Genomic DNA, 24,025 nt, shown 5'->3' with positions numbered 1-24,025 from the left:
GCCCGCGCGGCCCCGGCACGGCGCGGGGGAAACGTCCTTGCGCACAGCCGTTACGCTGGACCCGTGGCAGTCGTCGATGTTTCCGAAGAGCTGAAGTCCCTCTCCTCGACCATGGGGTCGATCGAGGCCGTCCTGGACCTCGACAAGCTGAGGGCAGACATTGCCGTGCTTGAGGAGCAGGCCGCCGCGCCGTCCCTGTGGGACGACCCGGAGGCCGCCCAGAAGATCACGAGCAAGCTTTCGCACCTCCAGGCCGAGGTCCGCAAGACCGAGGCGCTGCGCGGCCGGATCGACGACCTCGGGGTGCTCTTCGAGCTCGCCGAGGAGATGGACGACGCCGACACCCTCGCCGAGGCGGAGGCCGAGCTCACGTCCGTGCGCAAGGCGCTGGACGAGATGGAGGTCCGTACCCTCCTGTCCGGCGAGTACGACGAGCGCGAGGCGCTGGTCAACATCCGCGCCGAGGCCGGCGGCGTCGACGCCTCGGACTTCGCCGAGCGCCTCCAGCGCATGTACCTGCGCTGGGCCGAGCGGCACGGCTACTCGACCGAGGTCTACGAGACGTCGTACGCGGAGGAGGCCGGCATCAAGTCGACCACCTTCGTCGTCAAGGCGCCCTATGCGTACGGCACGCTCTCCGTCGAGCAGGGCACCCACCGCCTGGTGCGCATCTCGCCCTTCGACAACCAGGGCCGCCGCCAGACGTCGTTCGCGGGCGTCGAGATCCTCCCGGTCGTGGAGTCCTCCGACCACGTGGAGATCGAGGAGTCCGACCTGCGCGTGGACGTGTACCGCGCCTCGGGCCCCGGCGGCCAGGGCGTCAACACGACCGACTCCGCGGTCCGCATCACCCACCTCCCGACCGGCATCGTCGTCTCCTGCCAGAACGAGCGCTCGCAGATCCAGAACAAGGCGAGCGCCATGAACGTCCTCCAGGCCAAGCTCCTGGAGCGTCAGCGCCAGGAGGAGCGCGCCAAGATGGACGCGCTCAAGGGCGACGGCGGCAGCTCCTGGGGCAACCAGATGCGCTCGTACGTCCTGCACCCGTACCAGATGGTCAAGGACCTGCGCACCGAGTTCGAGGTCGGCAACCCGCAGTCCGTGCTCGACGGCGAGATCGACGGCTTCCTGGAAGCGGGAATTCGCTGGCGCAAGCAGCAGGAGAAGTAACCGACCGCCTTTTCGGGGCTTTGTCGACAAGGGAACTGCCGTCCACTGGACGGCAGTTCCCTTTTTACGTCACAGTCGCAATCCCGTACGACGGGCAATTCCCGCCAATACGGGCATTCCGTACGCAACGGCCTTGACGCGATTCTTAGGAGTGCGGAAGGGTGACGCGCGGCATGCGTATTTCCGGGGCGCGTGTGACGGGGGCGACGGACATCGGCTCCCCCCGGTCCCGCGGCTCCCGGGCGCTGCTCCATGACGATTGAGCTACTGGGGGTAGCAGGCAGATGACGAAAATGACGCGGGTCCGCGTTGCACGGATAGCCGCGGGCGCGGTGATCGCGGCAGGCGCGTCCCTGACCGCCGCGGGGGCGGCCCAGGCCGCCGGTGTCGACGTCAACATCGGCGGCATCAGCGCCAAGGCCCAGGTCGACAAGAGCGGCGTGGACGTCGGCCTCGGCATCCAGGGCGAGTCGGAGGGCACCACCGGCACGGTCGGTGGCATCGGCGGCGCGGACAGTGGTCAGACCACGGGTGGCCAGACGTCCGGCGGTCAGACCACGGGTGGCCAGACGACCGGTGGCCAGACCACGGGTGGTCAGACGTCCGGTGGTCAGACGACCGGTGGCGAGACCACGGGTGGTCAGACGACGGGTGGTCAGACCACGGGTGGCCAGACGTCCGGCGGTCAGACCACGGGTGGTCAGACGTCCGGTGGTCAGACGACCGGTGGCGAGACCACGGGTGGTCAGACGACGGGTGGTCAGACCACGGGTGGCCAGACGTCCGGCGGTCAGACCACGGGTGGCCAGACGACGGGTGGTCAGACGACTGGCGGTCAGACCACGGGTGGTCAGACGTCCGGTGGTCAGACCACGGGTGGCCAGACGACTGGTGGGTCCTCCTCCGGCGGCTCCTCCTCCGGCGGCTCCTCCTCCGGTGGGTCCTCCTCCGGTGGGTCCTCCTCCGGCGGCACCACCGCCACGGGTGGCAGCTCCACCGGCGGCACCACCTCCACCGGCGGCACCTCCACCGGCGGCTCCTCCAGCACCGGCGGCTCCACCGGCGGCTCCGGCACCTGCACCGTCTCCCTCGACGGGGCCAGCTGCCCGGACAACACCACCCCGGACAGCGGTGGCTCGAAGCCGGTCGAGCAGGGCAAGGCCAAGGACGAGCTCGCCGAGACCGGTGCGGGCGAGACCACCTTCCTGCTGCTCGGCGCCGCGACGATGATCGCCGGCGGCATCGGCTTCCGCTTCATGCCGCGCCTGGTCGGCGGCCGCAACGTCGCGTAAGCGACACGGACGGTAGTCGGCGCACAGTACGACAGTGGGGCCCGGGGTGCATCCGCACCCCGGGCCCCACCTGCGTCAAGCCGTAAGGACGTGAAACGGGACCCGCGGGTCCGTCACACAGTCTGGTGGGCCAGCAGCGCCACCGCGGCCACCAGCACCACCAGGAGCGTCACCAGCGCCACCGGGCTCAGGCCGCCCCAGGGGCCCTCCTGCTGCAGCCGCTCGCGGTTGGCCCGGCAGACGGGGCAGCGGCCCTCGCTGACCGGCGCCGCGCAGTTCGCGCACACCAATCGGTCATAGGTCATGCGCTTTCCTCCTCCCGCGCGGCGGAGCCGCTGTATGCACGTACTGCTCCGCACAACGCTCAGGGAAACGCAACCGTTCCCCCTACCACTGTGCCAGCTCGCGCGCGTTTCGGCGCGCCCCGCCGGATTCTGCCCCCGTGAGGGGGTCCGGGGCGGGGCCGGAGGGGGACCGGGGGCCGCCGTCAACAGGACATAAGGCGCATCCCCGGAACATCCTCGGCCGGTGCCTGCACGGCCCAGGCCGGTTCGCGTAGTGTCACGCACACCTATTCCCGGCGACCGTGGTGCACCGTGATCCGATTCGACAACGTCTCCAAGACCTATCCCAAGCAGAGCCACCCCGCTCTGCGGGACGTCTCCCTCGACATCGAGAAGGGTGAGTTCGTCTTCCTCGTCGGTTCGTCCGGCTCCGGGAAGTCGACCTTCCTGCGACTGATCCTGCGCGAGGAGCGCGCCAGCCATGGGCAGGTGCACGTGCTCGGCAAGGACCTGGCCCGGCTCTCCAACTGGAAGGTGCCGCACATGCGGCGCCAGCTCGGGACCGTCTTCCAGGACTTCCGGCTGCTCCCCAACAAGACCGTGGCCGAGAACGTCGCCTTCGCCCAGGAGGTCATCGGCAAGCCGCGCGGGGAGATCAGGAAGGCCGTGCCCCAGGTGCTCGACCTGGTCGGGCTCGGCGGCAAGGAGGACCGGCGCCCCGGTGAGCTCTCCGGCGGTGAGCAGCAGCGCGTCGCCATCGCGCGGGCCTTCGTCAACCGGCCGATGCTGCTGATCGCGGACGAGCCGACCGGCAACCTGGACCCGCAGACCTCGGTGGGCATCATGAAGCTCCTGGACCGGATCAACCGGACCGGGACGACCGTGATCATGGCGACCCACGACCAGAACATCGTCGACCAGATGCGCAAGCGTGTCATCGAGCTCGAAAAGGGCCGTCTCGTACGTGACCAGGCGCGCGGCGTCTACGGCTACCAGCACTGATGCGCTGAGCATCGAGCTCGGAAGCACGACAAGCACGGAAAGGCCCAACCAGTCGCCATGCGCGCGCAGTTCGTACTCTCGGAGATCGGCGTCGGTCTCCGCCGCAACCTGACCATGACGTTCGCCGTCATCGTCTCCGTGGCCCTGTCCCTGGCCCTGTTCGGCGGCTCGCTGCTGATGCGGGACCAGGTCAACAACATGAAGGGCTACTGGTACGACAAGGTCAACGTCTCCATCTTCCTCTGCAACAAGGCCGACGCCGAGTCCGTCGCCAAGTGCTCCAAGGGCGCTGTCACCGCCCAGCAGAAGAAGGACATCGAGGGCGACCTGAAGAAGCTGGACATCGTCCAGACCGTCACCTACGAGTCGGCCGACGAGGCGTTCAAGCACTACAAGGAGCAGTTCGGCGACTCCCCGATGGCCGGTTCGATCACGCCGGACCAGATGCAGGAGTCGTTCCGGGTCAAGCTCAAGGACCCGGAGAAGTTCAAGGTGGTCGCCACCGCCTTCGCCGGGCGCGACGGCGTGCAGTCCGTACAGGACCAGAAGGGCATCCTGGAGAACCTGTTCAGCCTGCTCGGCGGGATGAACGTGGCCGCGGTGCTGGTCATGGCGGTGATGCTGGTCGTGGCGCTGATGCTGATCGTCAACACCGTACGGGTGTCCGCGTTCAGTCGACGGCGCGAGACGGGCATCATGCGCCTGGTCGGTGCTTCGAGCTTCTACATCCAGGCGCCGTTCATCATGGAGGCCGCCTTCGCCGGAGTGCTCGGTGGCATCGCCGCCTCCGGGATGCTGATCGTCGGCCGCTACTTCATGATCGACCACGGCCTCGACCTGTCGCACAAGCTCAACCTGATCAACTTCATCGGCTGGGACGCGGTCCTGGCCAAGCTGCCGCTGGTGCTCGCGGCGAGCGTGCTGATGCCCTCCCTCGCCGCCTTCTTCGCGCTGCGCAAGTACCTGAAGGTGTGACGCGGGCCCGTCAGAGTGTGAGATGCGCCCCGGGCGCCGTGGGAGCAACAGCCCCTGCGGCGCCCTCGCGTTGTCCTAGACTCGACGCCATGTCAGGTCCGGACAGCTGTCCCAGGTCCCGTGGAGTGCGCCGCGGGGCGACTCTGACATTGGTCTTCGTCTCGGTCCTGGCGACCGCCGCGGTGACCGGCTCGCTGCCGCGGGCCGAGGAGCGCCGCGCCCCGCTGCACGCGCTGCCCGCCTCCGCCACCGAGCCCCGCGACCGCGGCACGGACGTGGCCCGGGCCGCCGCCGAGGCGGTCGCCGACGGCAAGTCGGTGGCGGAGGCGGCCGCCGAGGCCGTCAGCCGCAGCGGCGACCGCTGGGGCGCGGTGTACGACCAGAGCGCGTACGAGCAGTTCGAGGACGCCCTCGACGGCCGCTACACCGGCGTCGGCCTGTGGGCCCGGCGCGCCGCCGACGGCCGCGTCGAGGTGACCCGCCTCCAGGCCGGGGGACCGGCCGCCCGCGCCGGGATCAGGGCCGGGGACCGCCTCCGTACGATCGACGGCCGCACCCTCGACACCCTGCCGGTCACCCGGGTCGTCGCCCTGCTGCGCGGCGACGGGGCCACCCCCGGCAGCCGGGTCGTGCTCGGCCTGGAGCGGGCCGGGCGGACCTGGACCGAGTCGCTGCGCCGGGCCGAGCTCACCACCGAGAGCGTGACGGTCAGCGAGCTGCCCGGCGGCGACGTGATGATCAAGGTGGCGGCCTTCACCAAGGGCTCCGGCGAGCGGGTGCGCGACGCGGTCCGCCGGGCGCCCGGCGGCGCCGGGGTCCTGCTGGACCTGCGGGGCAACACCGGCGGCCTGGTCACCGAGGCCGCCTCGGCCGCCTCCGCCTTCCTCGACGGCGGCCTGGTCGCCACGTACGACGTGCACGGCCGGCAGCGCGCGCTGTACGCGGACCGGGGCGGCGACACCACCCGCCCCCTGGTCGTCCTCGTCGACAGCGGCACCATGAGCGCGGCCGAGCTGCTGACCGGCGCCCTCCAGGACCGGGGCCGGGCCGTCACGGTGGGCTCGCGCACCTTCGGCAAGGGCTCGGTCCAGATGCCCACCGCCCTGCCGGACGGCTCGGTCGCCGAGCTGACCGTCGGCCACTACCGCACCCCGGCGGGCCACGCGGTGGACGCGAAGGGCATCACCCCGGACGTACCGGTCACCGAGCACGCCCAGCAGCGGGCCGAGGCGGTATTGAGTGGCCTCGGGGGCGGGTCGTAGTGCGAAAATGGCCGCACTATGGCTAAGGCAAAAGAGAAGGACAAGGGCAGCGGGCGCAAGCTCGTCGCGCAGAACAAGAAGGCGCGGCACGACTACACCATCATCGACACCTACGAGTGCGGTCTTGTGCTCACGGGCACCGAGGTGAAGTCGCTGCGCCAGGGGCGGGCGTCGCTGGTCGACGGGTTCGTCCAGATCGACGGGGGCGAGGCCTGGCTGCACAACGTCCATGTGCCGGAGTACGCCCAGGGCACCTGGACCAACCACAGCGCGCGGCGCAAGCGGAAGCTGCTGCTGCACCGCGCCGAGATCGACAAGCTGGAGTCCAAGTCGCAGGAGACGGGCCACACGATCGTGCCCCTCGTCCTGTACTTCAAGGAGGGCCGGGCGAAGGTCGAGATCGCGCTGGCGAAGGGCAAGAAGGAGTACGACAAGCGCCAGACGCTGCGGGAGAAGCAGGACACCCGCGAGACGAACCGCGCGATCGCGGCGGCGCGGCGGCGGCAGCGGGCGTAATACGCTGGCACCCGCCCGCGTCGGTCACGTACGATGGGCACTGCACCTCACAGCGGGTGCGCGCATTGAAAAATCAACATGGGGATGATCGGTTTCGACAGCGGATGTCGAAGCAGGGGAAGCGTGTCGAGGAAGCGGCAATGATCTCGTAAACCATATGTCGCAACCAATAATCGCCAACACCAAGCGCGATTCCTTCGCCCTCGCTGCCTAAGTAGCGACTTGCGAAGTGTCAGCCCGGGGGTGATCCCGACCCGGATCCTGGCATCATCAAGGGATCTAAACTTCTGAGCCCGGTCACGGGGCCCAGAAGGAAATCAAACAGTGACTGAGCCCGTCGGAGACTTGTTCGCGTGATCTCCGGGGCTGAGAAAATCGCAGCGAACTGCACACGGAGAAGCCCTGATTCTGCACCGTTGGACGCGGGTTCGATTCCCGCCATCTCCACAATTCCCATGTAGGCGAAGGCCCGGCTGCTCACCGCAGCCGGGCCTTTGTCGTGCACGCCACCAGCGCCAGGCCCGCCGCGCAGACCGGGGCGAGGTAGGCCGCCGTGGTGGAGGTGTGGTCGGTGAGCCAGCCGCCCGTGGCCGAGCCGGCCGCGATGCCGCCCAGGATCGCGGTGACCGCGAGGGTCATCCCCTCGTTCAGCCGGCCCTCCGGAGTGAGCCGCTGGACCAGCGTCATCCCGGTGACCATGGTCGGCGCGGTCGCCGCGCCCGCGAGGAGCAGCGCGCCGGCCAGCACCACCAGCGACCCGGTGGTGGCCGCGAGCAGCGGCAGGCACATCAGGGCCGTCATCGCGCCGACGCACAGCAGCAGCCGCCGGGAGAGCGACCGCGCCGGCCGCACCGAGCCGTACACCAGACCCGCCGCGCCCGACCCCGCCGCCTGGAGGGCGAGGACCGCGCCGCCCGAGGGGCCGTGGCCGAGCCCGGACGCGTACGCCAGGGTCACCACCTCCATCGAGCCGAACACCGCGCCCGTGGCGAGGAAGACGGCGAGCAGCGGGGCCAGACCGGGGGAGCGCAGCGGTGAGCGGACGGCGGTGCGCGGGGCCGGCGGCGGTTCCGTGGCGCGCTGGGCCGAGAAGATCAGCACACCCGTCATCAGGAGCACCGCGCCGGCCAGCGTGCCCGCCTCCGGGAACAGGCCCGTGCACAGGAACGCGGCGGCCACCGGCCCCAGCATGAAGCACAGCTCGTCCACGGCCTGCTCGAAGGAGTTGGCGGTGTGCAGCGCGGCCGGGTCGCCACGGTGGACGTGCGCCCAGCGGGCCCGGGACATCCCGCCGGTGTTCGGGGTGGTGGCGGTGGCGGCGTACGAGGCGAAGAGCGTCCAGTCGGGTGCGTCCAGGCGTACGCAGAGCAGCAGCGCGAGCGAGCCGAGGACGGCGATCGCGGTGGCGGGCACGGCGACCCGGGCCTGGCCGTGGCGGTCGACGAGCCGGGCGGTCCAGGGCGCGACCAGGGCGGTCGCGGCGAGTCCGGTGGCGGTGACGGCGCCGGCCAGCGCGTACGAGCCGCGCGACCCGGCGATCATGATCACGGCGCTGACGCTGAACATGCCCATGGGCAGCCGTGCGACGAGGTTGCCCAGGGTGAAGGCGCGGGCGCCGGGGACGGCGAAGAGACGGCGGTAGGGGGCGGCCCGGCGGGACTTCGCGCGGGGCCCGCGCGGAGCCCGCGCGCCAGGGGCGCCTTCGTACGGGGCGGGTCCGGCCAGCACCAGGGTCGAGCCCGAGACGGTCATCAGTTGCGGCATGCACCGAGCTTCTCCGGGCCGGGGCGGGGGCGTCCAACACCTGATCAGGGCCCATTCACGCACTTCCGTTGTCAACGCGGGTGCGGTTGACTGCCGTGCGTGACCCAGGACATCGACCCCCGGCTGCTGCGCGCGTTCACCGCCGTCGCCGAGGAGCTGCACTTCACCCGGGCCGCCGCCCGGCTCTTCGTCGCCCAGCAGGCGCTCAGCCGGGATGTGCGGCGGCTCGAACGCGACCTGGGCGCGGAGCTGTTCGTGCGGACCACGCGCGCGGTGGAGCTCACCGCCGACGGACAGCGGCTGCTGCCGTACGCGCGGCGGGTGCTGGCCGCCCACGACGAGCTCCGCACCGGGTGGGCGGCCCAGGCCCGGCCGCTGCTGGTCGACATCAGCGCCCCGGTCGGCACCGGCCACCGGGTGCTGGCGCGGGCCCGCGAAGCGGCGGCGGGGCAGGAGTTCGTGGCGCGCTATCTGAGCGGGCTCACCGGGGCCGCGGCCGACATCCTGGCCGGGCGTCTGGACGTCTCCTTCGGCCGGGTCGCCGGGCTCGACCCGTCGGTGCTCGCGGGCCTCGCGCACCAGCCGGTGCGGTACGAGCGGATGGCGGTGCTGCTGCCCGAGGGACACCGCCTCGCGGGGCTGGCGCGGGTGCCGGTGGACGCGCTGGCGGGCGAGACGCTGTACGCGGCGGCGGGCAATCCGGCCACCGCCGAGTGGACGGATCTGGCCGCGCGGCTCTTCGCGGGGCGGGGCGCGGAACTGGCCGCGCCGTTCCCGGAGATCTCCGGGAAGGAGGAGTTCGCCCGGGTGGTGCTGGGGCGCGGCTGGTCGGTGCTGGCCAGCACCGACTTCCTGGAGATACCCGGGATGGTGCTGCGGCCGCTGACCGCGCCCGTACCGCTGTCGCCGGTGTCGATGGTGTGGCGCAAGGGGCTGACCCACCCGGGTCTGGCGGTTCTGCGGGAGGTCGCCCGGCGGATGAGCGAGGCCGCCGGATGGCTTGATCTGCCCCCTGAAAGCTGGCTTCCGGAAGAGGATATGTTCCTCATGTCCGGCTGATACCCGTCTGGTGTTCCAGTTGAGGAACAACACTCGGCAGGTGAACGTGGCTCACATCGGCGTGCGCTACATTCATTCCCCGGGTGCGGTGTGGTAGTGGGGGCGCGTGGAGCGGGTGGGGACCTGGTCCGGAACGCGGTGCCCTGCTAAAGGAGTGCGCGCAACCCGCGAATCATCCAGTGGGGAAGTGCGTACGCAAAGTGGACAATTGGCGAAAAGATGCCCCGCAGGGGCGATCCCTTGATCCGTTCCAGGAGCCCCGTCGGCCCCTGGACGACTACACGATGGAACTGAACGTCGGCGGCGGCCAGTTGGGCAACCCGCGCGTTCAGGACCGGATGCGGGCCCAGGCGCTGCCGGAGTCCGAGGTGCTCACCCAGGTGCAGCCGCAGGTACAGATCCAGCCGCCTTCCACGGGCGCCGACCCCGACGGTCCCGTCTTCGTGGACGAGAGCGGCCGTCGCGGCAAGAACCTGCGCCGGCTCGGCTGGGTCTTCGGCCTGGCATGCACCTGCTACGCGGTGATGCTCGTCGGCAGTCTGCTCGGCGGCAGCTCCCGCGCGCCCTGGCTCGGCATACCCGGGCCCGCCGCCAAGGAGAAGAAGACGGAGACGGTCCAGGTCACTCCGGCCCCCACCGACCCGCGCGCCACCCGCCCCGCCGCCAAGCCCAGCGGCCCCGCCAAGAGCAGGACGCACCCCCCGGCCGTCCCCGGCCACGCCAAGGCCTCCGGCACCCCCAAGCCGGCCAGGAAGAAGACCTCCGGCAAGCCCACCACCGCCTCCCCGCACCCCGCCGCCTCGCAGAGCGCGAAGCCGACAGGCGGTCGCACGGCGGGCCCCGGCCTCCCCACCGGCTCGTCCGGCAGCCCGACGGGGCTGTCGGCGAACCCGACTCCGCCCTCTGGAGCCAGCACGTGAAAGCCCCTCGCCGTACGAAGCCTCGTACGGGTTCCGCCCCGGCCCGCAAGCCGAGACGCCGCAGACTGCCGATGCGCTATCTGCTGCCGCTGCTCTTCCTCGTCGCCCTCTTCGCGATGCTGATGCTGCGCGGCTACGTCCACAACGAGATACTCGCCGACCACCGCATACGCGCGGAGGCGGCCACCGACCAGGTGCCCGAGCACATACTCGACGGCGGCCCGGTCATCGACGCACGGGGCAAGGGCAAGCCCACCAGCCTCGACATCCCCAAGCACAAGCTGGTGCTCACCTTCGACGACGGCCCGGACCCCACCTGGACCCCGAAGGTGCTCGACCAGCTGAAGAAGTACCGCGCGCACGGCGTCTTCTTCGTCACCGGCGCCAACGCCGCCCGCTACCCGGACCTGATCAAGCGGATGGTCGACGAGGGCCACGAGGTGGGGCTGCACACCTTCAACCACCCCGACCTCTCGTACCAGTCGCACGCCCGTATCGACTGGGAGCTCGCGCAGAACCAGCTCGCCCTCGAAGGCGCCGCCGGCATCCGCACCTCGCTCTTCAGGCCGCCGTACTCGTCGTTCGCGGACGCGATCGACGACGACAACTGGCCGGTGATCAAGTACGTGGGCAGCCGCGGGTACATCACCGCGCTGGACTCCACGGACAGTGAGGACTGGCAGCGCCCCGGCATCAAGACGATCATCAAGAACGCCACGCCCAAGCACGGCAAGGGCGCCATCGTCCTGATGCACGACTCCGGCGGCGACCGCTCCCAGACCGTGGCCGCGCTCGACACCTTCCTGCCCCAGCTCCAGGGCAAGGGCTACACGTTCGTGAACCTCACCGAGGCCCTGAACGCGCCGAGCGCGCACACCCCGGTCACCGGCATGGACCTGTGGAAGGGCAAGGCGTTCGTCTTCGCCGTACAGGTCTCCGAGCACACCACCGACATCCTGGTCGGCGGCCTCGCGGTGATCGGCGTCCTGGTCTTCGCCCGGTTCGGCCTGATGCTGATCCTCTCCTTCCTGCACGCGCGCAAGGTCCGCAAGCGGGGCTTCCGCTGGGGCCCCGAGGTCACCGAGCCGGTCACCGTGATCGTCCCCGCGTACAACGAGCGCGAGTGCATCGCCAACACCGTGCGCTCGCTGATGGCCAGCGACCACCCCATCGAGGTGCTCGTCGTCGACGACGGCTCCACCGACGGCACCGCCGACATCGTCGAGGCGATGTGGCTGCCCAACGTCCGGGTGATCCGCCAGGTCAACGGCGGCAAGCCGTCGGCCCTCAACAACGGCATCCGCAACGCCCGCTACGACATCGTCGTGATGATGGACGGCGACACCGTCTTCGAGCCGTCGACCGTACGCGAGCTGGTCCAGCCGTTCGGCGACCCGAAGGTCGGCGCGGTCGCCGGCAACGCCAAGGTGGGCAACCGCGACTCGCTCATCGGCGCCTGGCAGCACATCGAGTACGTGATGGGCTTCAACCTGGACCGCCGGATGTACGACGTGCTCGGTTGTATGCCGACCATCCCCGGCGCGGTCGGCGCCTTCCGCCGCACCGCCCTGGAGCGGGTCGGCGGCATCAGCGAGGACACCCTCGCCGAGGACACCGACGTCACCATGGCGATGCACCGCGACGGCTGGCGGGTGGTGTACGCGGAGAACGCCCGCGCCTGGACCGAGGCGCCGGAGACCGTCCAGCAGCTCTGGTCGCAGCGCTACCGCTGGTCGTACGGCACCATGCAGGCGATCTGGAAGCACCGCCGTGCCGTGTTCGAGCGCGGCCCCTCGGGCCGCTTCGGCCGCGTCGGCCTGCCCCTGGTCTCCCTCTTCATGGTCCTGGCCCCGCTGCTGGCCCCGCTGATCGACGTGTTCCTCCTGTACGGCCTGGTCTTCGGCCCGACCCAGAAGACCGTGGTGGCCTGGCTGGGCGTCCTGCTCATCCAGCTGGTCTGCGCGGCCTACGCCTTCCGCCTCGACCGCGAACGCCTCACCCACCTGGTCTCGCTCCCGCTCCAGCAGGTCCTCTACCGCCAGCTGATGTACGTCGTGCTCCTCCAGTCCTGGATCACCGCCCTCACCGGCGGCCGACTGCGCTGGCAGAAGCTGCGGCGCACGGGGGTGGTGGAGGCGCCGGGGGGGATCCCGAGCCAGCGGCGGAACACCGAGAGCGCGGACCGGAGGCCCGTAGGATGAGCACCCCGATACCCCAGCCGTACATCGAGGTCCCGGCCGTCGTGGCCGAGGCCGGCGCCGAGAAGAAGCCCAAGGCGTCGGGCCGCGACCGCTATCTGGACCTGCTGCGCTCGCTCGCGCTGGTCCGGGTGGTCGTCTACCACCTCTTCGGCTTCGCCTGGCTCTCCATCGTCTTCCCGTCCATGGGCGTGATGTTCGCGCTCGCCGGATCGCTGATGGCGCGCTCGCTCAGCCGGCCCGCCTGGAGCGTCATCCGCGGCCGGCTGCGGCGGCTGCTGCCGCCCATGTGGGCGTTCGGCGCGGTGATCCTGACCGCGATGTTCGCGGCGGGCTGGAAGCCGGACAAGGCCCAGGGCCTGTGGTGGTGGGCCAAGCTCTTCAACTACCTGGTGCCGGTCGGCACGCCGCCCTTCCCGTGGTCGATCGGCCACAAGGGCGGCATGCTGGAGCAGACCTGGGCCGTCCAGGCGGCCGAGCCGCTCTGGTATCTGCGCGCCTATCTGTGGTTCGTGCTCGCCTCGCCCCTGTTGCTGAAGCTCTTCCGCAAGGTGCCCTGGGCGGTGCTGCTCGCGCCGCTGGCGCTCACGGCGGTGCTGGGCACCGGCGTGGTCACCATCCCCGGCGACACCGGCGCGGTGATCACCGACTTCGTCACCTACGCGGCCTGCTGGGTGCTCGGCTTCGCGCACCACGACGGGCTGATCCAGAAGCTGCCCCGCTATCTGCTGGTGTCCTGTGCGTCGATGGTGATGGCGTTCGGCCTGTGGTGGGCCTCCGGGCACCCCACACAGGACGGGTGGGACCTCAACGACATCCCGCTCGCCCAGGCCACCTGGTCCTTCGGCTTCTGCGCGATCCTGCTGGCGTACTCGCCGTCCTGGCCGCGGCTGCCCGGCCGGCTGGCCCGCTACGACCGGCTGGTGACGCTCTCCAACAACCGCGCCGTCACCATCTATCTGTGGCACAACACGCTGATCGCGGCCGCCGTGCCGATCCTCGACCAGCTGTGGAACATCCCCGGGATCGGGACCCACTTCGACGGGTTTTTGACCACGACCTACGACGAGTGGATGTTCGTCCTGGTCTGGCCGCTGATCGGGCTGATGATCCTGTCCACCGGGTGGATCGAGGACGTCGCCGCCAAGCGCAGCCCCCGACTGTGGCCGGACGGCCGAAAGAGCGGGCGCCGCAAGCGCTGACAGGTACCCCGGCCCCTGGCCGGGGCACCGCCCGAGGGCCCGGACCAGCGCGTCCGGGCCCTCGTCACACTCCCCCCTGTGCGACTGCGGACACCCCCCATTCCCGCCCCACCCCCCTTCCCCCCAGGATCACCCCCACAGAGGCGTGCTCACGCGGAAGGGACCGCCACGGTGAGGAGGGGGACCGGGGGTGGGGGACCGGGGGTGGCCTCACCGCACCCGTTCCGCTCCCGTGAACACAAGGTTGCCCGTCGGTCACGCGGCGGCACGGGGGTGAAATGCGCTCTCCCTACCGTCGGTGTCCGGAAACCGTCAGCGGACCGGCCCCGCACGCCGTAGCGCTACGACCCGTCGATCAGGGAGGCGTCATGAAAGGCCGTTGGATCGAGGAGTGGGATCCCGAGGACGAGGTGTTCTGGGAGCGTACGGGGGAGCGGATCGCCCGGCGCAACCTCTGGTTCTCCGTCTTCTCCGAGCACATCGGGTTCTCCATCTGGACCATGTGGTCCGTGATGGTCCTGTTCATGGGGCCCGCCTACCACGTCGACCCCGCCGGGAAGTTCTTCCTGATCTCCACCGCCACCGCCGTGGGCGCGGTCGTGCGGATCCCCTACACGTTTGCCGTTGCCAAGTTCGGTGGCCGCAACTGGACCATCTTCAGCGCGCTTTCGCTGCTCGTGCCGACCGCCGCCGCGTTCGTCGTGATGGAGCCCGGCACCTCGTACACCACCTTCCTGCTCGTCGCCGCGCTGGCCGGCATCGGCGGCGGCAACTTCGCCTCCTCCATGACCAACATCAACGCGTTCTTCCCGCTGCGGAAGAAGGGGTGGGCGCTCGGGCTCAACGCCGGGGGCGGCAACATCGGGGTGCCCGTCGTGCAGCTCATCGGGCTGCTCGTCATCGGGACCGCCGGGGCCACCCACCCCCGCGTCGTGCTCGGGGTGTACGTGCCGCTCATCGTCGCCGCCGCCGTCGGCGCCGCGCTGAAGATGGACAACCTCGTGCCCGTCAAGAACGACACCGGCGCCGCCCTGGAGGCCGTGCGCGACCGGCACACCTGGATCATGGCGTTCCTTTACGTCGGGACCTTCGGGTCGTTCATCGGCTACAGCTTCGCCTTCGGGCTCGTCCTCCAGACGCAGTTCGGGCGCACCCCGCTCCAGGCCGCCTCCGTCACCTTCATCGGGCCGCTGCTCGGCTCGGTGATCCGGCCGGTCGGCGGTGCGCTCGCCGACCGGGTCGGCGGGGCGCGGATCACCCTGTGGACGTTCGCCGCGATGGCGGCCGCCACCTCGGTCGTGATCTTCGCTTCCGTACAGAAGTCCCTCGGTGTCTTCCTCGTCGGGTTCATCGCGCTGTTCGTGCTCAGCGGGCTCGGCAACGGCTCCACGTACAAGATGATCCCGGCGATCTTCCAGGCCACGGCCCTGACCAAGGGCATGACGGGCGAGGCGGCGGCCGCGTACGGGCGGCGGCTGTCCGGGGCCGCCATGGGGCTGATCGGCGCCGTCGGCGGGCTCGGCGGGCTCGGGATCAACCTCGCCTTCCGCCAGTCGTTCCTCACCAACGGCACCGGAACCGCCGCCTTTGTCTCCTTCCTCGTCTTCTACGCGGGCTGCCTCACCGTCACTTGGGCGGTATACCTTCGCCGCCCGGCCCGGGCGGAGACTGTGGCCGAGCCCGTATACGCCGAGGTCTGACGGGGTCTAATAGGTCCCACCGGACCGCGCCGCCCGTGCTCCCGCCGTAACGCGGGGGACACGCGGGCGAACCGAGCCTGTCACGCGGGGTTGGCAGGCTCGGGCGAACCGCCGCACCACCCCGGTTGGAGAGCCATGGTCGACACACAGCACGGACCCCTCGCCGGATTCACGGTCGCGGTCACGGCCGCCCGGCGCGCCGAGGAGCTGGGGGCGCTGCTGCAGCGGCGCGGCGCCGCCGTGGTGCACGGGCCCGCCCTGCGGATCGTGCCGCTCGCCGACGACGGCGAGCTGCTCTCGGCCACCAAGGAGCTGATCGACGAGCCGCCGCACATCGTCGTCGCCACCACCGCGATCGGCTTCCGGGGGTGGGTGGAGGCCGCCGACGGCTGGGGCCTGGGCGAGTCGCTGCTCGCCCGGCTCGGCGCCACCGAGCTGCTCGCACGCGGCCCGAAGGCCAAGGGCGCGATACGGGCCGCCGGGCTCACCGAGAAGTGGTCGCCCTCGTCCGACTCGATGGCCGAGGTCCTGGACCGGCTGCTGGAGCAGGGCGTCGAGGGCCGCCGGATCGCCGTGCAGCTGCACGGTGAACCGCTGCCCGGCTTCGTGGAGGCGCTGCGGGCCGGCGGTGCCCAGGTCGTCGGTGTGCCCGTCTACCGGTGGCTGCCCCCCGAGGACCTCGGCCCGCTCGACCGGCTGCTCGACCTCACCCTGAGCCGCGGGGTCGACGCGCTCACCTTCACCAGCGCGCCCGCCGCCGCCTCCCTGTTCTCCCGGGCCGAGAAGCGCGGGCAGCTGGCCGAGCTGCTGCACACGCTCGACCGCGACGTCCTGGCCGCCTGCGTCGGGCCGGTCACCGCGCTGCCGCTGCAGGCGCGCGGGATCAAGACGGTGGCGCCCGAGCGGTTCCGGCTCGGGCCGCTGGTCCAGCTGCTCTGCTGCGAGCTGCCCGCCCGGGCGCGGGCGCTGCCGATCGCCGGGCGCCGGGTGGAGATCCGCGGCCACGCGGTCCTGGTCGACGGCGAGCTGCGGCCGGTGCCGCCCGCCGGGATGTCGCTGCTGCGGGCGCTGGCCCAGCGGCCCGGCTGGGTGGTCTCGCGCGCCGACCTGCTCAAGGCCCTGCCGGGCTCGGGCACCGACGAGCACGCGGTGGAGACCGCGATGACCCGGCTGCGCACCGCGCTCGGCGCCCCCAAGCTCATCCAGACCGTGGTCAAGCGCGGCTACCGGCTGGCCCTGGACCCGGGGGCGGACGCCAAGTACGCCGACGGCTGAGCGGGGGCCGGCCGGGGACGGGCCGCGGGGCCACCACCCCCGGCAGGAGGGCTTCCGGCGCCGCCGCCGGGCGGGCACTCTGGAGGCACGGCACTCACCGGTAACCCCCAAGGCGGTGGCGCATGTTGCGGTTCGACTCCGGGCGGATCTGTCTGGATCTGGTGGCGACCGGGGCGTACGAGAGTGATCAGCTGGACAGCGCCGGGCGGCTCGGGCAGTGGCTCGTCGGCGCCGGGCTCGTGCCGCCGGGCACCCCGCTGACCGGGGCCGACGGCGAGTGGCTCGGCCGGTTCGCGGAACTGCGCGAGCACATCGGGCAGTTGGTCCGCGCCGAGCTCGGCGGGCGGGGCGGGGCCGCCGCCGCGCTGGAGCGGGTCAATGCCCTGGCCGCCGTCGCACCCCCGGGCGTACGTGCGATCCGCGGCGCCGACGGACGGCTGGTGCGCACCCTCAGCGGTGCCCCCGACTGCACCGCGCTGCTCGCCCTGGTCGCCCGGGACGCGGTGGAGCTGCTCACCGACCCGCAGGACCGCTCCCGGCTGCGCCAGTGCGAGGGCGACAACTGCTTCCGGCTCTATCTGGACACCTCGCGCGGCCGCCGTCGGCGCTGGTGCTCCAGCGAGGTGTGCGGCAACCGGGAGCGGGTGGCGCGCCACCGGCGGCGCACGGCGGCGGCCGCCCTGTGAAGCCGCAGGGTGCGCGCGCGTCCCTGACGTAAACGAGAAATCTCGCTCCGATTTGAATGGATGCGGACAACCGCCCGTATGGAGAGGTGAGCCGGTCGCGACCCGCGCGCCGGCAGGGTCTCGACCGGGAGGTTCTGGTGCGCAAGGATGCCGCCGTGGCCGATGACCGTCCGCAAGGCGCCCGGCACCGCTCCGTCCCCGACGAGGAGCTGATGCGGGCGCTCTACCGCGAACACGCGAGCCCCCTGCTCGCGTATGTGCTGCGTCTCGTCGCCGGTGACCGCCAGCGGGCCGAGGACGTCGTGCAGGAGACGCTCATCCGTGCCTGGAAGAACGCCGGTCAGCTCAACAGAGCGACCGGTTCGGTCCGCCCCTGGCTGGTGACGGTCGCACGGCGCATCGTCATCGACGGCCACCGCAGCCGGCAGGCCCGGCCGCAGGAGGTCGATCCGTCGCCGCTGGAGGTCATGCCCGCGGAGGACGAGATCGACAAGGCGCTGTGGCTGATGACGCTCTCCGACGCGCTCGACGACCTGACACCCGCACACCGCGAGGCGCTCGTCGAGACGTACTTCAAAGGACGTACGGTCAATGAAGCGGCCGAGGTGCTGGGCGTGCCGAGCGGGACCGTCCGGTCCCGGGTGTTCTACGCCCTGCGGTCCATGAAACTCGCGTTGGAGGAACGGGGGGTGACGGCATGACCACGCCGGAGTACCAGTCCGAGCACGAGGCGGTCGCCGCGTACGCGCTCGGCATCCTCGACGACGCCGAGGCCACCGCCTTCGAGGTCCACCTGGCGGGCTGCGACCTGTGCGCGGCCGAGCTCGACCGGCTCGGCGGCATGGAGCCGCTGCTCGCCACCCTCAAGGAGTTCCCCGGCCCGGCCGAGCGGCCGCTGCGCCCGGCCCCGCCGAGCATGAGCGAGCGGTTGATCGACGAGGTGGCGATGCGGCGCGCCCGGCGCAGGCGCCGCACCACGTATCTGGTGGCGGCCGCCGCCGCGCTGATCATCGGCGGTCCGGCGATCGCCGTGGTGGCCACCTCCGACGGCGGTGACACGCACCACAGCGCCCAGGTGGAGGCGCACCCGACCAGCCCGGCCGAGGACGCCTTCTTCAACCACATGACCCAGAAGGTGGCCGCGACCGACGCCACGACCGGGGTCACCGCGACCGTCGGCACCGAGAAGAAGGGCTGGGGCACCCACACCGTCCTCCAGCTCAAGAACGTGAAGGGGCCGCTCAAGTGCAGCCTCATCGCGATCGGCAAGGACGGCGCGCAGGAGACGGTGACCACCTGGGCGGTGCCCAAGTGGGGGTACGGGATCAAGGACAGCCCGCACAAGGAGGCGGAGTACCCGCTCTATGTGCACGGCGGTACCGCCATGAACCGGGACCAGATTGACCATTTCGAGGTCCGTACCCTCGACGGCAAGGCGCTGGTGGACGTCCCGGCCTGAACGGGAAGCGCCCACCGGCCGGTCACCGCCTGACAGACCCGCCCCCTTCGCGTACGGTTGACGGCTGCCCAATGCACGTCAGAAGGGGGCCTCGGTGGCCGCGCAGGAAGCCGCTGTCGACTCGGTCAGAGACCGTGAGATCGGAGTCGAACAGGAACACCTGGACAAGGTGTACCGCCGCCTCGAGGAGAAGATCCACGAGGCGGAGTTCCTGATGAACGACGCCGCCCAGCGCGGCCAGGTGGGAACGCCCGGAGCCCTGGCGGAGCGGGACGCCCAGGTCTTCCGGGCCGGGATCCACCTCAACCGCCTGAACAACGAGTTCGAGGACTTCCTCTTCGGCCGGATCGACCTGCTGCTCGGCAAGGACGGCAAGAAGGGCCCCGACGGGGCCTACACGGCCGTGGAGCCCGCCGAGGGGGCCGTACGGGAGGACGAGGGCGGCAAGTACGCCGAGATCGCCGAAACGCTCCACATCGGCCGTATCGGCGTCCTCGACTCGGACTACGCGCCGCTGGTCATCGACTGGCGCGCGCCCGCCGCCGCGCCGTTCTACCGCTCCACGCCGGTCGACCCGGGCCGGGTGGTGCGCCGCCGCGTCATCCGCTCCAAGGGCCGCAAGGTCCTCGGCGTCGAGGACGACCTGATGCGCCCGGAGCTGACCGCCACGCTGGACGGCGCCGAGCTGCCGGTGATCGGCGACGGCGCCCTGATGGCCGCGCTCGGCCAGGCCCGCAGCCACACCATGCGGGACATCGTGGCCTCCATCCAGGCCGAGCAGGACCTGGTGATCCGGGCGCCCGCCGCGTCCGTGACGTACGTGGAGGGCGGCCCCGGCACCGGCAAGACCGCCGTCGCGCTGCACCGCGCCGCGTATCTGCTCTACCAGGACCGCCGCCGGTACGCGGGCGGCATCCTGATCGTCTCTCCGACCCCGCTGCTCGTGGCGTACACCGAAGGCGTGCTGCCCTCGCTCGGCGAGGAGGGCCAGGTGGCGATCCGCGCGGTCGGCAGCCTGGTCGACGGCGCCGAGGCGACGGCGTACGACGACCCGGCGGTGGCCAGGATCAAGGGCTCCTCCCGGATGCTCCAGGTGCTGCGCAAGGCGGCGCGCGGGGCCCTGGAGACGTCGGAGCCGGCCCGGGGCAGGACCCGGCGGGGCGCCCCGGGCCGGGGCGGGGCGGGGCAGGACGCCGGGCAGCTCTCCTTCGGCGAGGCGGAGGCGGCCGAGGAGAGCGGCGAGGGCGGCCGGAGCGGCGAGGGCGGGACGAAGACCCCCGGGGCCGTCACCCCCACCCGGCTGCGCGTGGTCGCCTTCGGGCGGCGCGTCGAGCTGGAGGCCGAGGAGCTGCGCCGGATCCGGCACGCCGTCCTCGGCGGCACCGCGCCCGTCAACCTGCTGCGCCCGCGCGCCCGCAAGCTGCTCCTGGACGCCCTGTGGAGCAGATCCGGCGCCGCCGGGCGGCACACCGACCCGGAGCTGGCCGCCGAGCTGCGCGCGTCCTTCGACGACGACATCACCTCCGAGGACAGCTTCATCGAGTTCCTGGACGCCTGGTGGCCCGAGCTCACCCCGCGCGGGGTGCTGGTGGCGATGGCCGACGAGCGCCGCCTGGGCCGCTGGGCCCGGCGGGTCCTGACGCCCGGCGAGACCCGGCGCCTGGCCCGCTCCCTGGCCCGCCTCGACGCGAGCGGGCACGGGCCGCTCTCGGTGCACGACGTGGCGCTCCTGGACGAGCTCCAGACGCTGCTCGGCACCCCGGCCAGGCCGCGGAAGAAGCGCGAGTACGACCCGCTGGACGCGCTCACCGGCCTCGAGGAGCTGATGCCGCAGCGCGAGGAGACCCAGCGCGAGCGCGCGGAGCGGCTGGCGCAGGAGCGCACCGAGTACGCGCACGTCATCGTCGACGAGGCGCAGGACCTCACGCCGATGCAGTGGCGCATGGTCGGCCGCCGGGGCCGCACGGCCACCTGGACGGTCGTGGGGGACCCGGCCCAGTCCTCCTGGTCCGACCCGGACGAGGCGGCCGCCGCGCGCGACGAGGCGCTGGGCTCGCGCCCGCGCCGCCGCTTCGAGCTGACCGTGAACTACCGCAACCCGGCCGAGATCGCGGAGCTGGCGGCCCGGGTGCTGGCGCTGGCGATGCCGGGCATGAAGTCCCCGGCGGCGGTCCGCTCCACCGGCGTCGAGCCGCGTTTCGTGACAACGGGCGGCGCACGGGGCACGGTGGCGGGCCCCGACCTCGCCCAGCTGGTGCGGGACGAGGCGGCCCGGCTGCTCGACCAGGTCGACGGCACGGTCGGCGTGGTCGTCGCGATGCGGCGGCGGGAGGAGGCGGCGCGCTGGCTGGCGGGCCTGGGCGAGCGCGTGGTGGCGCTCGGCAGCCTGGAGGCCAAGGGCCTGGAGTACGACGCCACCGTGGTGGTCTCCCCGGCGGAGATCGCCGACGAGTCGCCCGCCGGGCTGCGCGTGCTGTACGTGGCGCTCACCCGGGCGACCCAGCAGCTCACGGTGGTCTCCGGCGAGCGGGACGAGCCGGACGCGGCGGGGGTGCCCGACCTGCTGCGGGAGTGAGCCGGCGAAAATCCGGCGGAGTCAACTCGCGATGCTCGAATCACTTGCCGGGGTGGTTTGTTAGCCTGGTTACGGCACCGGCTCGATCCAAGCCCCCGGGCCCAACCTTAGTCGCTTCGAGCGACCACTTGCCGCGAGGCGAGCATGGCGGGTCGGTGTCTTAACGTGAGCGACAGGCCCACGTCATCCGAGGATGGCGTGGGCCTGTTGTGCTTTCCACGAGTGTGCTTTCCACGAGGCTTCGGCCGGCTGCGGCCGCCCTGCGGCCGCAGGGCGGGGCCAGGGGCTTCCGCCGATCGATCATCTCTCGTATGGTGGAAACTGTTTTCCGGAATGATAGGCGCGTTACCGGCTACCAGCCGGTAGGTGCGAACATCGGATGGCGCTGCCCCGGCAACAGCCTGGGCGGCGCTGGCAACGAAGCTAGGGAAAGCAGAGGAACCCGGTCATGGCAACGGCGCCCAGCGTCTCGTACTCGATGACGGTCAGGCTGGAGGTGCCCGCCAGCGGAACGGCGGTCTCCCAGCTCACCACGGCCGTGGAGTCCTCCGGCGGCTCGGTCACCGGCCTCGACGTGACCGCCTCCGGCCACGAGAAGCTCCGGATCGACGTCACCATCGCGGCCAGCTCCACCTCGCACGCCGACGAGATCGTCGAGGAGCTGCGCGGGATCGAGGGCGTCACCCTCGGCAAGGTCTCCGACCGTACGTTCCTGATGCACCTCGGCGGCAAGATCGAGATGGCGTCCAAGCACCCCATCCGCAACCGTGACGACCTCTCGATGATCTACACCCCGGGTGTCGCCCGGGTGTGCATGGCGATCGCCGAGAACCCCGAGGACGCCCGCCGCCTCACCATCAAGCGCAACTCCGTCGCGGTCGTCACCGACGGCTCGGCCGTCCTCGGCCTCGGCAACATCGGCCCCAAGGCCGCGCTGCCGGTCATGGAGGGCAAGGCGGCCCTCTTCAAGCGGTTCGCGGGCATCGACGCCTGGCCGCTCTGCCTGGACACCCAGGACACCGACGAGATCGTCGCGATCGTCAAGGCGATCGCCCCCGGCTTCGCGGGCATCAACCTGGAGGACATCTCCGCGCCCCGCTGCTTCGAGATCGAGGCGCGGCTGCGCGAGGCCCTGGACATCCCGGTCTTCCACGACGACCAGCACGGCACCGCGATCGTGGTGCTCGCCGCGCTGACCAACGCTCTGCGCGTGGTGGGCAAGGGCATCGGGGACGTACGGGTCGTCATGTCCGGCGCGGGCGCGGCCGGTACGGCCATCCTGAAGCTGCTGCTGGCGGCCGGTGTGAAGAACGCGGTCGTCGCCGACATCCAGGGCGTCGTCCACGCCGGCCGGGCGGACCTGGCGGGCGCCGACGGCGACTCCGACATGGCCACGCTGCGCTGGATCGCCGACAACACCAACCCCGAGGGCCTCACCGGCTCGCTGCGCGAGGCCGTGGTCGGCGCGGACGTCTTCATCGGCGTCTCCGCCCCCAACGTCCTGAACGGCGACGACGTGGCCGCGATGGCCGAGGGCGCCATCGTCTTCGCGCTCGCGAACCCCGACCCCGAGGTGGACCCGGCCGTGGCCCGCCGGAGCGCCGCCGTGGTGGCCACCGGCCGCTCGGACTTCCCGAACCAGATCAACAACGTGCTGGTCTTCCCGGGCGTCTTCCGCGGCCTCCTGGACGCCCAGTCGCGGACGGTCAACACGGACATGATGCTGGCTGCCGCGACCGCACTCGCGAACGTGGTGACCGAGGACGAGCTCAACCCGAACTACATCATCCCGTCGGTCTTCAACGACAAGGTCGCGGGCGCGGTGGCCGGCGCGGTGCGCACGGCGGCCCAGGCCGCGCTCTGAGGCCCCGGCGCCGGGCTGTGACCGGCCCCACGTCCGCCTGACCTACGGCGCGTCGCGGGATGCGGGGCTGTGGAGCCGCCCTTAGGGTGGCGGACCATGGACCCGCATCCGCCCCGGCGGCTCCAGCGAGTCCCCAAGGAGTCGACGGAGCGTCACCACGACGGGCCGGTGGCGCTTTTCGTGTGACTCCGAAGGGTGCCGGATTGGCTTTCCCGCCACAGGTGGGGGCAGGATGCGTAACCGGGCGCGAGGGTCTGACACAGACCCGGGTCCGGGGACTGTCCGAGGGCCCTGGCAGCATCGGCTTCGCTGTACCCAACACGCGGCTTCCGCCGCGTGGCACGCCGCACAGGCAAGAAGAACACGGGAGTAAGAACATGAACCGCAGTGAGCTGGTGGCCGCGCTGGCCGACCGCGCCGAGGTGACCCGCAAGGACGCCGACGCCGTTCTGGCCGCTCTCGCCGAGACGGTCGGCGAGGTCGTCGCCAAGGGCGACGAGAAGGTCACCATCCCCGGCTTCCTGACCTTCGAGCGCACCCACCGTGCCGCTCGTACCGCTCGTAACCCGCAGACCGGCGACCCGATCGACATCCCGGCCGGCTACAGCGTGAAGGTCTCCGCGGGCTCGAAGCTCAAGGAAGCCGCGAAGGGCAAGTAAGCGCGCCCTTCTGGTAGCCGCTTAGCCGTACGACGAGGGCGGCCACTCCCGTGGAGGGGGGTGGCCGCCCTTGCGTTGTGCCCGGTCTTTGTCTGCGGGCCGGTGGCCGGTTGCTCGCGCAGTTCCCCGCGCCCCTAGGGGGCCGGCCTTTAGGGGCGCGGGG

20 protein-coding genes and 1 other RNA gene are annotated in these 24,025 nt (G+C 71.5%); 19 read left to right on the top strand and 2 right to left on the bottom strand.

Going from position 1 to position 24,025, the window contains the following annotated elements:
- Window positions 1-63 precede the first annotated feature (63 nt).
- Window positions 64-1,170 (top strand): peptide chain release factor 2, encoded by a 1,107-nt coding sequence (gene prfB / locus ABD236_RS21490; protein WP_344075591.1) that lies wholly within the window; start codon window positions 64-66, stop codon window positions 1,168-1,170.
- Between the two features lie 284 nt (window positions 1,171-1,454).
- Window positions 1,455-2,462 (top strand): hypothetical protein, encoded by a 1,008-nt coding sequence (locus tag ABD236_RS21485; protein ID WP_344075589.1) that lies wholly within the window; start codon window positions 1,455-1,457, stop codon window positions 2,460-2,462.
- 113 nt (window positions 2,463-2,575) lie between these two features.
- Here the strand turns inward: ABD236_RS21485 and ABD236_RS21480 are convergent, their stop codons facing one another.
- Window positions 2,576-2,767: a hypothetical protein gene (locus ABD236_RS21480; protein WP_344075587.1), complete on the bottom strand. Its 192-nt coding sequence runs from the start codon at window positions 2,765-2,767 to the stop codon at window positions 2,576-2,578.
- Between the two features lie 291 nt (window positions 2,768-3,058).
- Between ABD236_RS21480 and ftsE the strand changes: the two genes are divergently transcribed.
- The 5 genes from ftsE (at window position 3,059) to ssrA (ending at window position 6,951) form a co-directional block, all read left to right on the top strand.
- Window positions 3,059-3,748, top strand: coding sequence for a cell division ATP-binding protein FtsE (gene ftsE, locus ABD236_RS21475; RefSeq protein WP_067159672.1), 690 nt, complete (start codon window positions 3,059-3,061; stop codon window positions 3,746-3,748).
- Window positions 3,749-3,805: 57 nt separating this feature from the next.
- Window positions 3,806-4,723 (top strand): permease-like cell division protein FtsX, encoded by a 918-nt coding sequence (gene ftsX, locus ABD236_RS21470; protein ID WP_067159669.1) that lies wholly within the window; start codon window positions 3,806-3,808, stop codon window positions 4,721-4,723.
- Between the two features lie 89 nt (window positions 4,724-4,812).
- Complete coding sequence (locus tag ABD236_RS21465; protein WP_344075582.1) at window positions 4,813-5,985, top strand: S41 family peptidase; 1,173 nt, start codon at window positions 4,813-4,815, stop codon at window positions 5,983-5,985.
- An 18-nt stretch (window positions 5,986-6,003) separates the two neighbouring features.
- Complete coding sequence (gene smpB / locus ABD236_RS21460; RefSeq protein WP_344075580.1) at window positions 6,004-6,501, top strand: SsrA-binding protein SmpB; 498 nt, start codon at window positions 6,004-6,006, stop codon at window positions 6,499-6,501.
- 80 nt (window positions 6,502-6,581) lie between these two features.
- Window positions 6,582-6,951, top strand: a transfer-messenger RNA (tmRNA) gene (gene ssrA / locus ABD236_RS21455).
- 27 nt (window positions 6,952-6,978) lie between these two features.
- Here the strand turns inward: ssrA and ABD236_RS21450 are convergent.
- Window positions 6,979-8,265, bottom strand: coding sequence for an MFS transporter (locus tag ABD236_RS21450; protein ID WP_344075578.1), 1,287 nt, complete (start codon window positions 8,263-8,265; stop codon window positions 6,979-6,981).
- Between the two features lie 99 nt (window positions 8,266-8,364).
- Here ABD236_RS21450 and ABD236_RS21445 point away from each other — a divergent pair, with 99 nt between their 5' ends.
- From ABD236_RS21445 to ABD236_RS21390, 12 genes are all read left to right on the top strand, one after another.
- The gene (locus ABD236_RS21445) at window positions 8,365-9,324 is read left to right on the top strand and encodes a LysR family transcriptional regulator (RefSeq protein ID WP_344075576.1); all 960 of its coding nucleotides are present in this window, start codon (window positions 8,365-8,367) and stop codon (window positions 9,322-9,324) included.
- A gap of 284 nt (window positions 9,325-9,608) precedes the next feature.
- Window positions 9,609-10,244 (top strand): hypothetical protein, encoded by a 636-nt coding sequence (locus ABD236_RS21440; RefSeq protein WP_344075574.1) that lies wholly within the window; start codon window positions 9,609-9,611, stop codon window positions 10,242-10,244.
- Window positions 10,245-10,315: 71 nt separating this feature from the next.
- Window positions 10,316-12,445, top strand: a complete 2,130-nt coding sequence (locus tag ABD236_RS21435; RefSeq protein WP_344075685.1) for a bifunctional polysaccharide deacetylase/glycosyltransferase family 2 protein — start codon at window positions 10,316-10,318, stop codon at window positions 12,443-12,445.
- Window positions 12,442-13,644: an acyltransferase family protein gene (locus ABD236_RS21430; protein ID WP_344075571.1), complete on the top strand. Its 1,203-nt coding sequence runs from the start codon at window positions 12,442-12,444 to the stop codon at window positions 13,642-13,644. Before ABD236_RS21435 ends, ABD236_RS21430 begins: the two co-directional genes overlap by 4 nt.
- 368 nt (window positions 13,645-14,012) lie before the next feature.
- Entirely contained in the window at window positions 14,013-15,344 is a 1,332-nt protein-coding gene (locus ABD236_RS21425) for an MFS transporter (protein ID WP_344075569.1), read from the top strand.
- A gap of 135 nt (window positions 15,345-15,479) precedes the next feature.
- Complete coding sequence (locus tag ABD236_RS21420) at window positions 15,480-16,619, top strand: uroporphyrinogen-III synthase (protein WP_344075566.1); 1,140 nt, start codon at window positions 15,480-15,482, stop codon at window positions 16,617-16,619.
- A 122-nt stretch (window positions 16,620-16,741) separates the two neighbouring features.
- Window positions 16,742-17,305 (top strand): CGNR zinc finger domain-containing protein, encoded by a 564-nt coding sequence (locus ABD236_RS21415; RefSeq protein WP_344075564.1) that lies wholly within the window; start codon window positions 16,742-16,744, stop codon window positions 17,303-17,305.
- A gap of 137 nt (window positions 17,306-17,442) precedes the next feature.
- A complete protein-coding gene (locus tag ABD236_RS21410; protein WP_344075562.1) occupies window positions 17,443-18,006 on the top strand; it encodes a sigma-70 family RNA polymerase sigma factor in 564 nt (187 codons plus the stop codon).
- Window positions 18,003-18,764, top strand: a complete 762-nt coding sequence (locus tag ABD236_RS21405; protein WP_344075560.1) for an anti-sigma factor family protein — start codon at window positions 18,003-18,005, stop codon at window positions 18,762-18,764. The genes ABD236_RS21410 and ABD236_RS21405 overlap by 4 nt, the downstream gene beginning before the upstream one ends.
- Window positions 18,765-18,858: 94 nt before the next feature.
- Entirely contained in the window at window positions 18,859-21,339 is a 2,481-nt protein-coding gene (locus tag ABD236_RS21400; protein WP_344075557.1) for a HelD family protein, read from the top strand.
- Between the two features lie 448 nt (window positions 21,340-21,787).
- Window positions 21,788-23,203: an NAD-dependent malic enzyme gene (locus ABD236_RS21395; protein WP_344075554.1), complete on the top strand. Its 1,416-nt coding sequence runs from the start codon at window positions 21,788-21,790 to the stop codon at window positions 23,201-23,203.
- Between the two features lie 377 nt (window positions 23,204-23,580).
- A complete protein-coding gene (locus ABD236_RS21390) occupies window positions 23,581-23,862 on the top strand; it encodes an HU family DNA-binding protein (RefSeq protein WP_015033921.1) in 282 nt (93 codons plus the stop codon).
- Window positions 23,863-24,025: the final 163 nt, after the last annotated feature.

The organism is Streptomyces crystallinus (assembly GCF_039521265.1).
Taxonomy (GTDB): Bacteria; Actinomycetota; Actinomycetes; order Streptomycetales; family Streptomycetaceae; genus Streptomyces; species Streptomyces crystallinus.
Note: the sequence above shows the minus strand (reverse complement) of the source record. Positions and strands in the feature narration are given on the sequence as shown.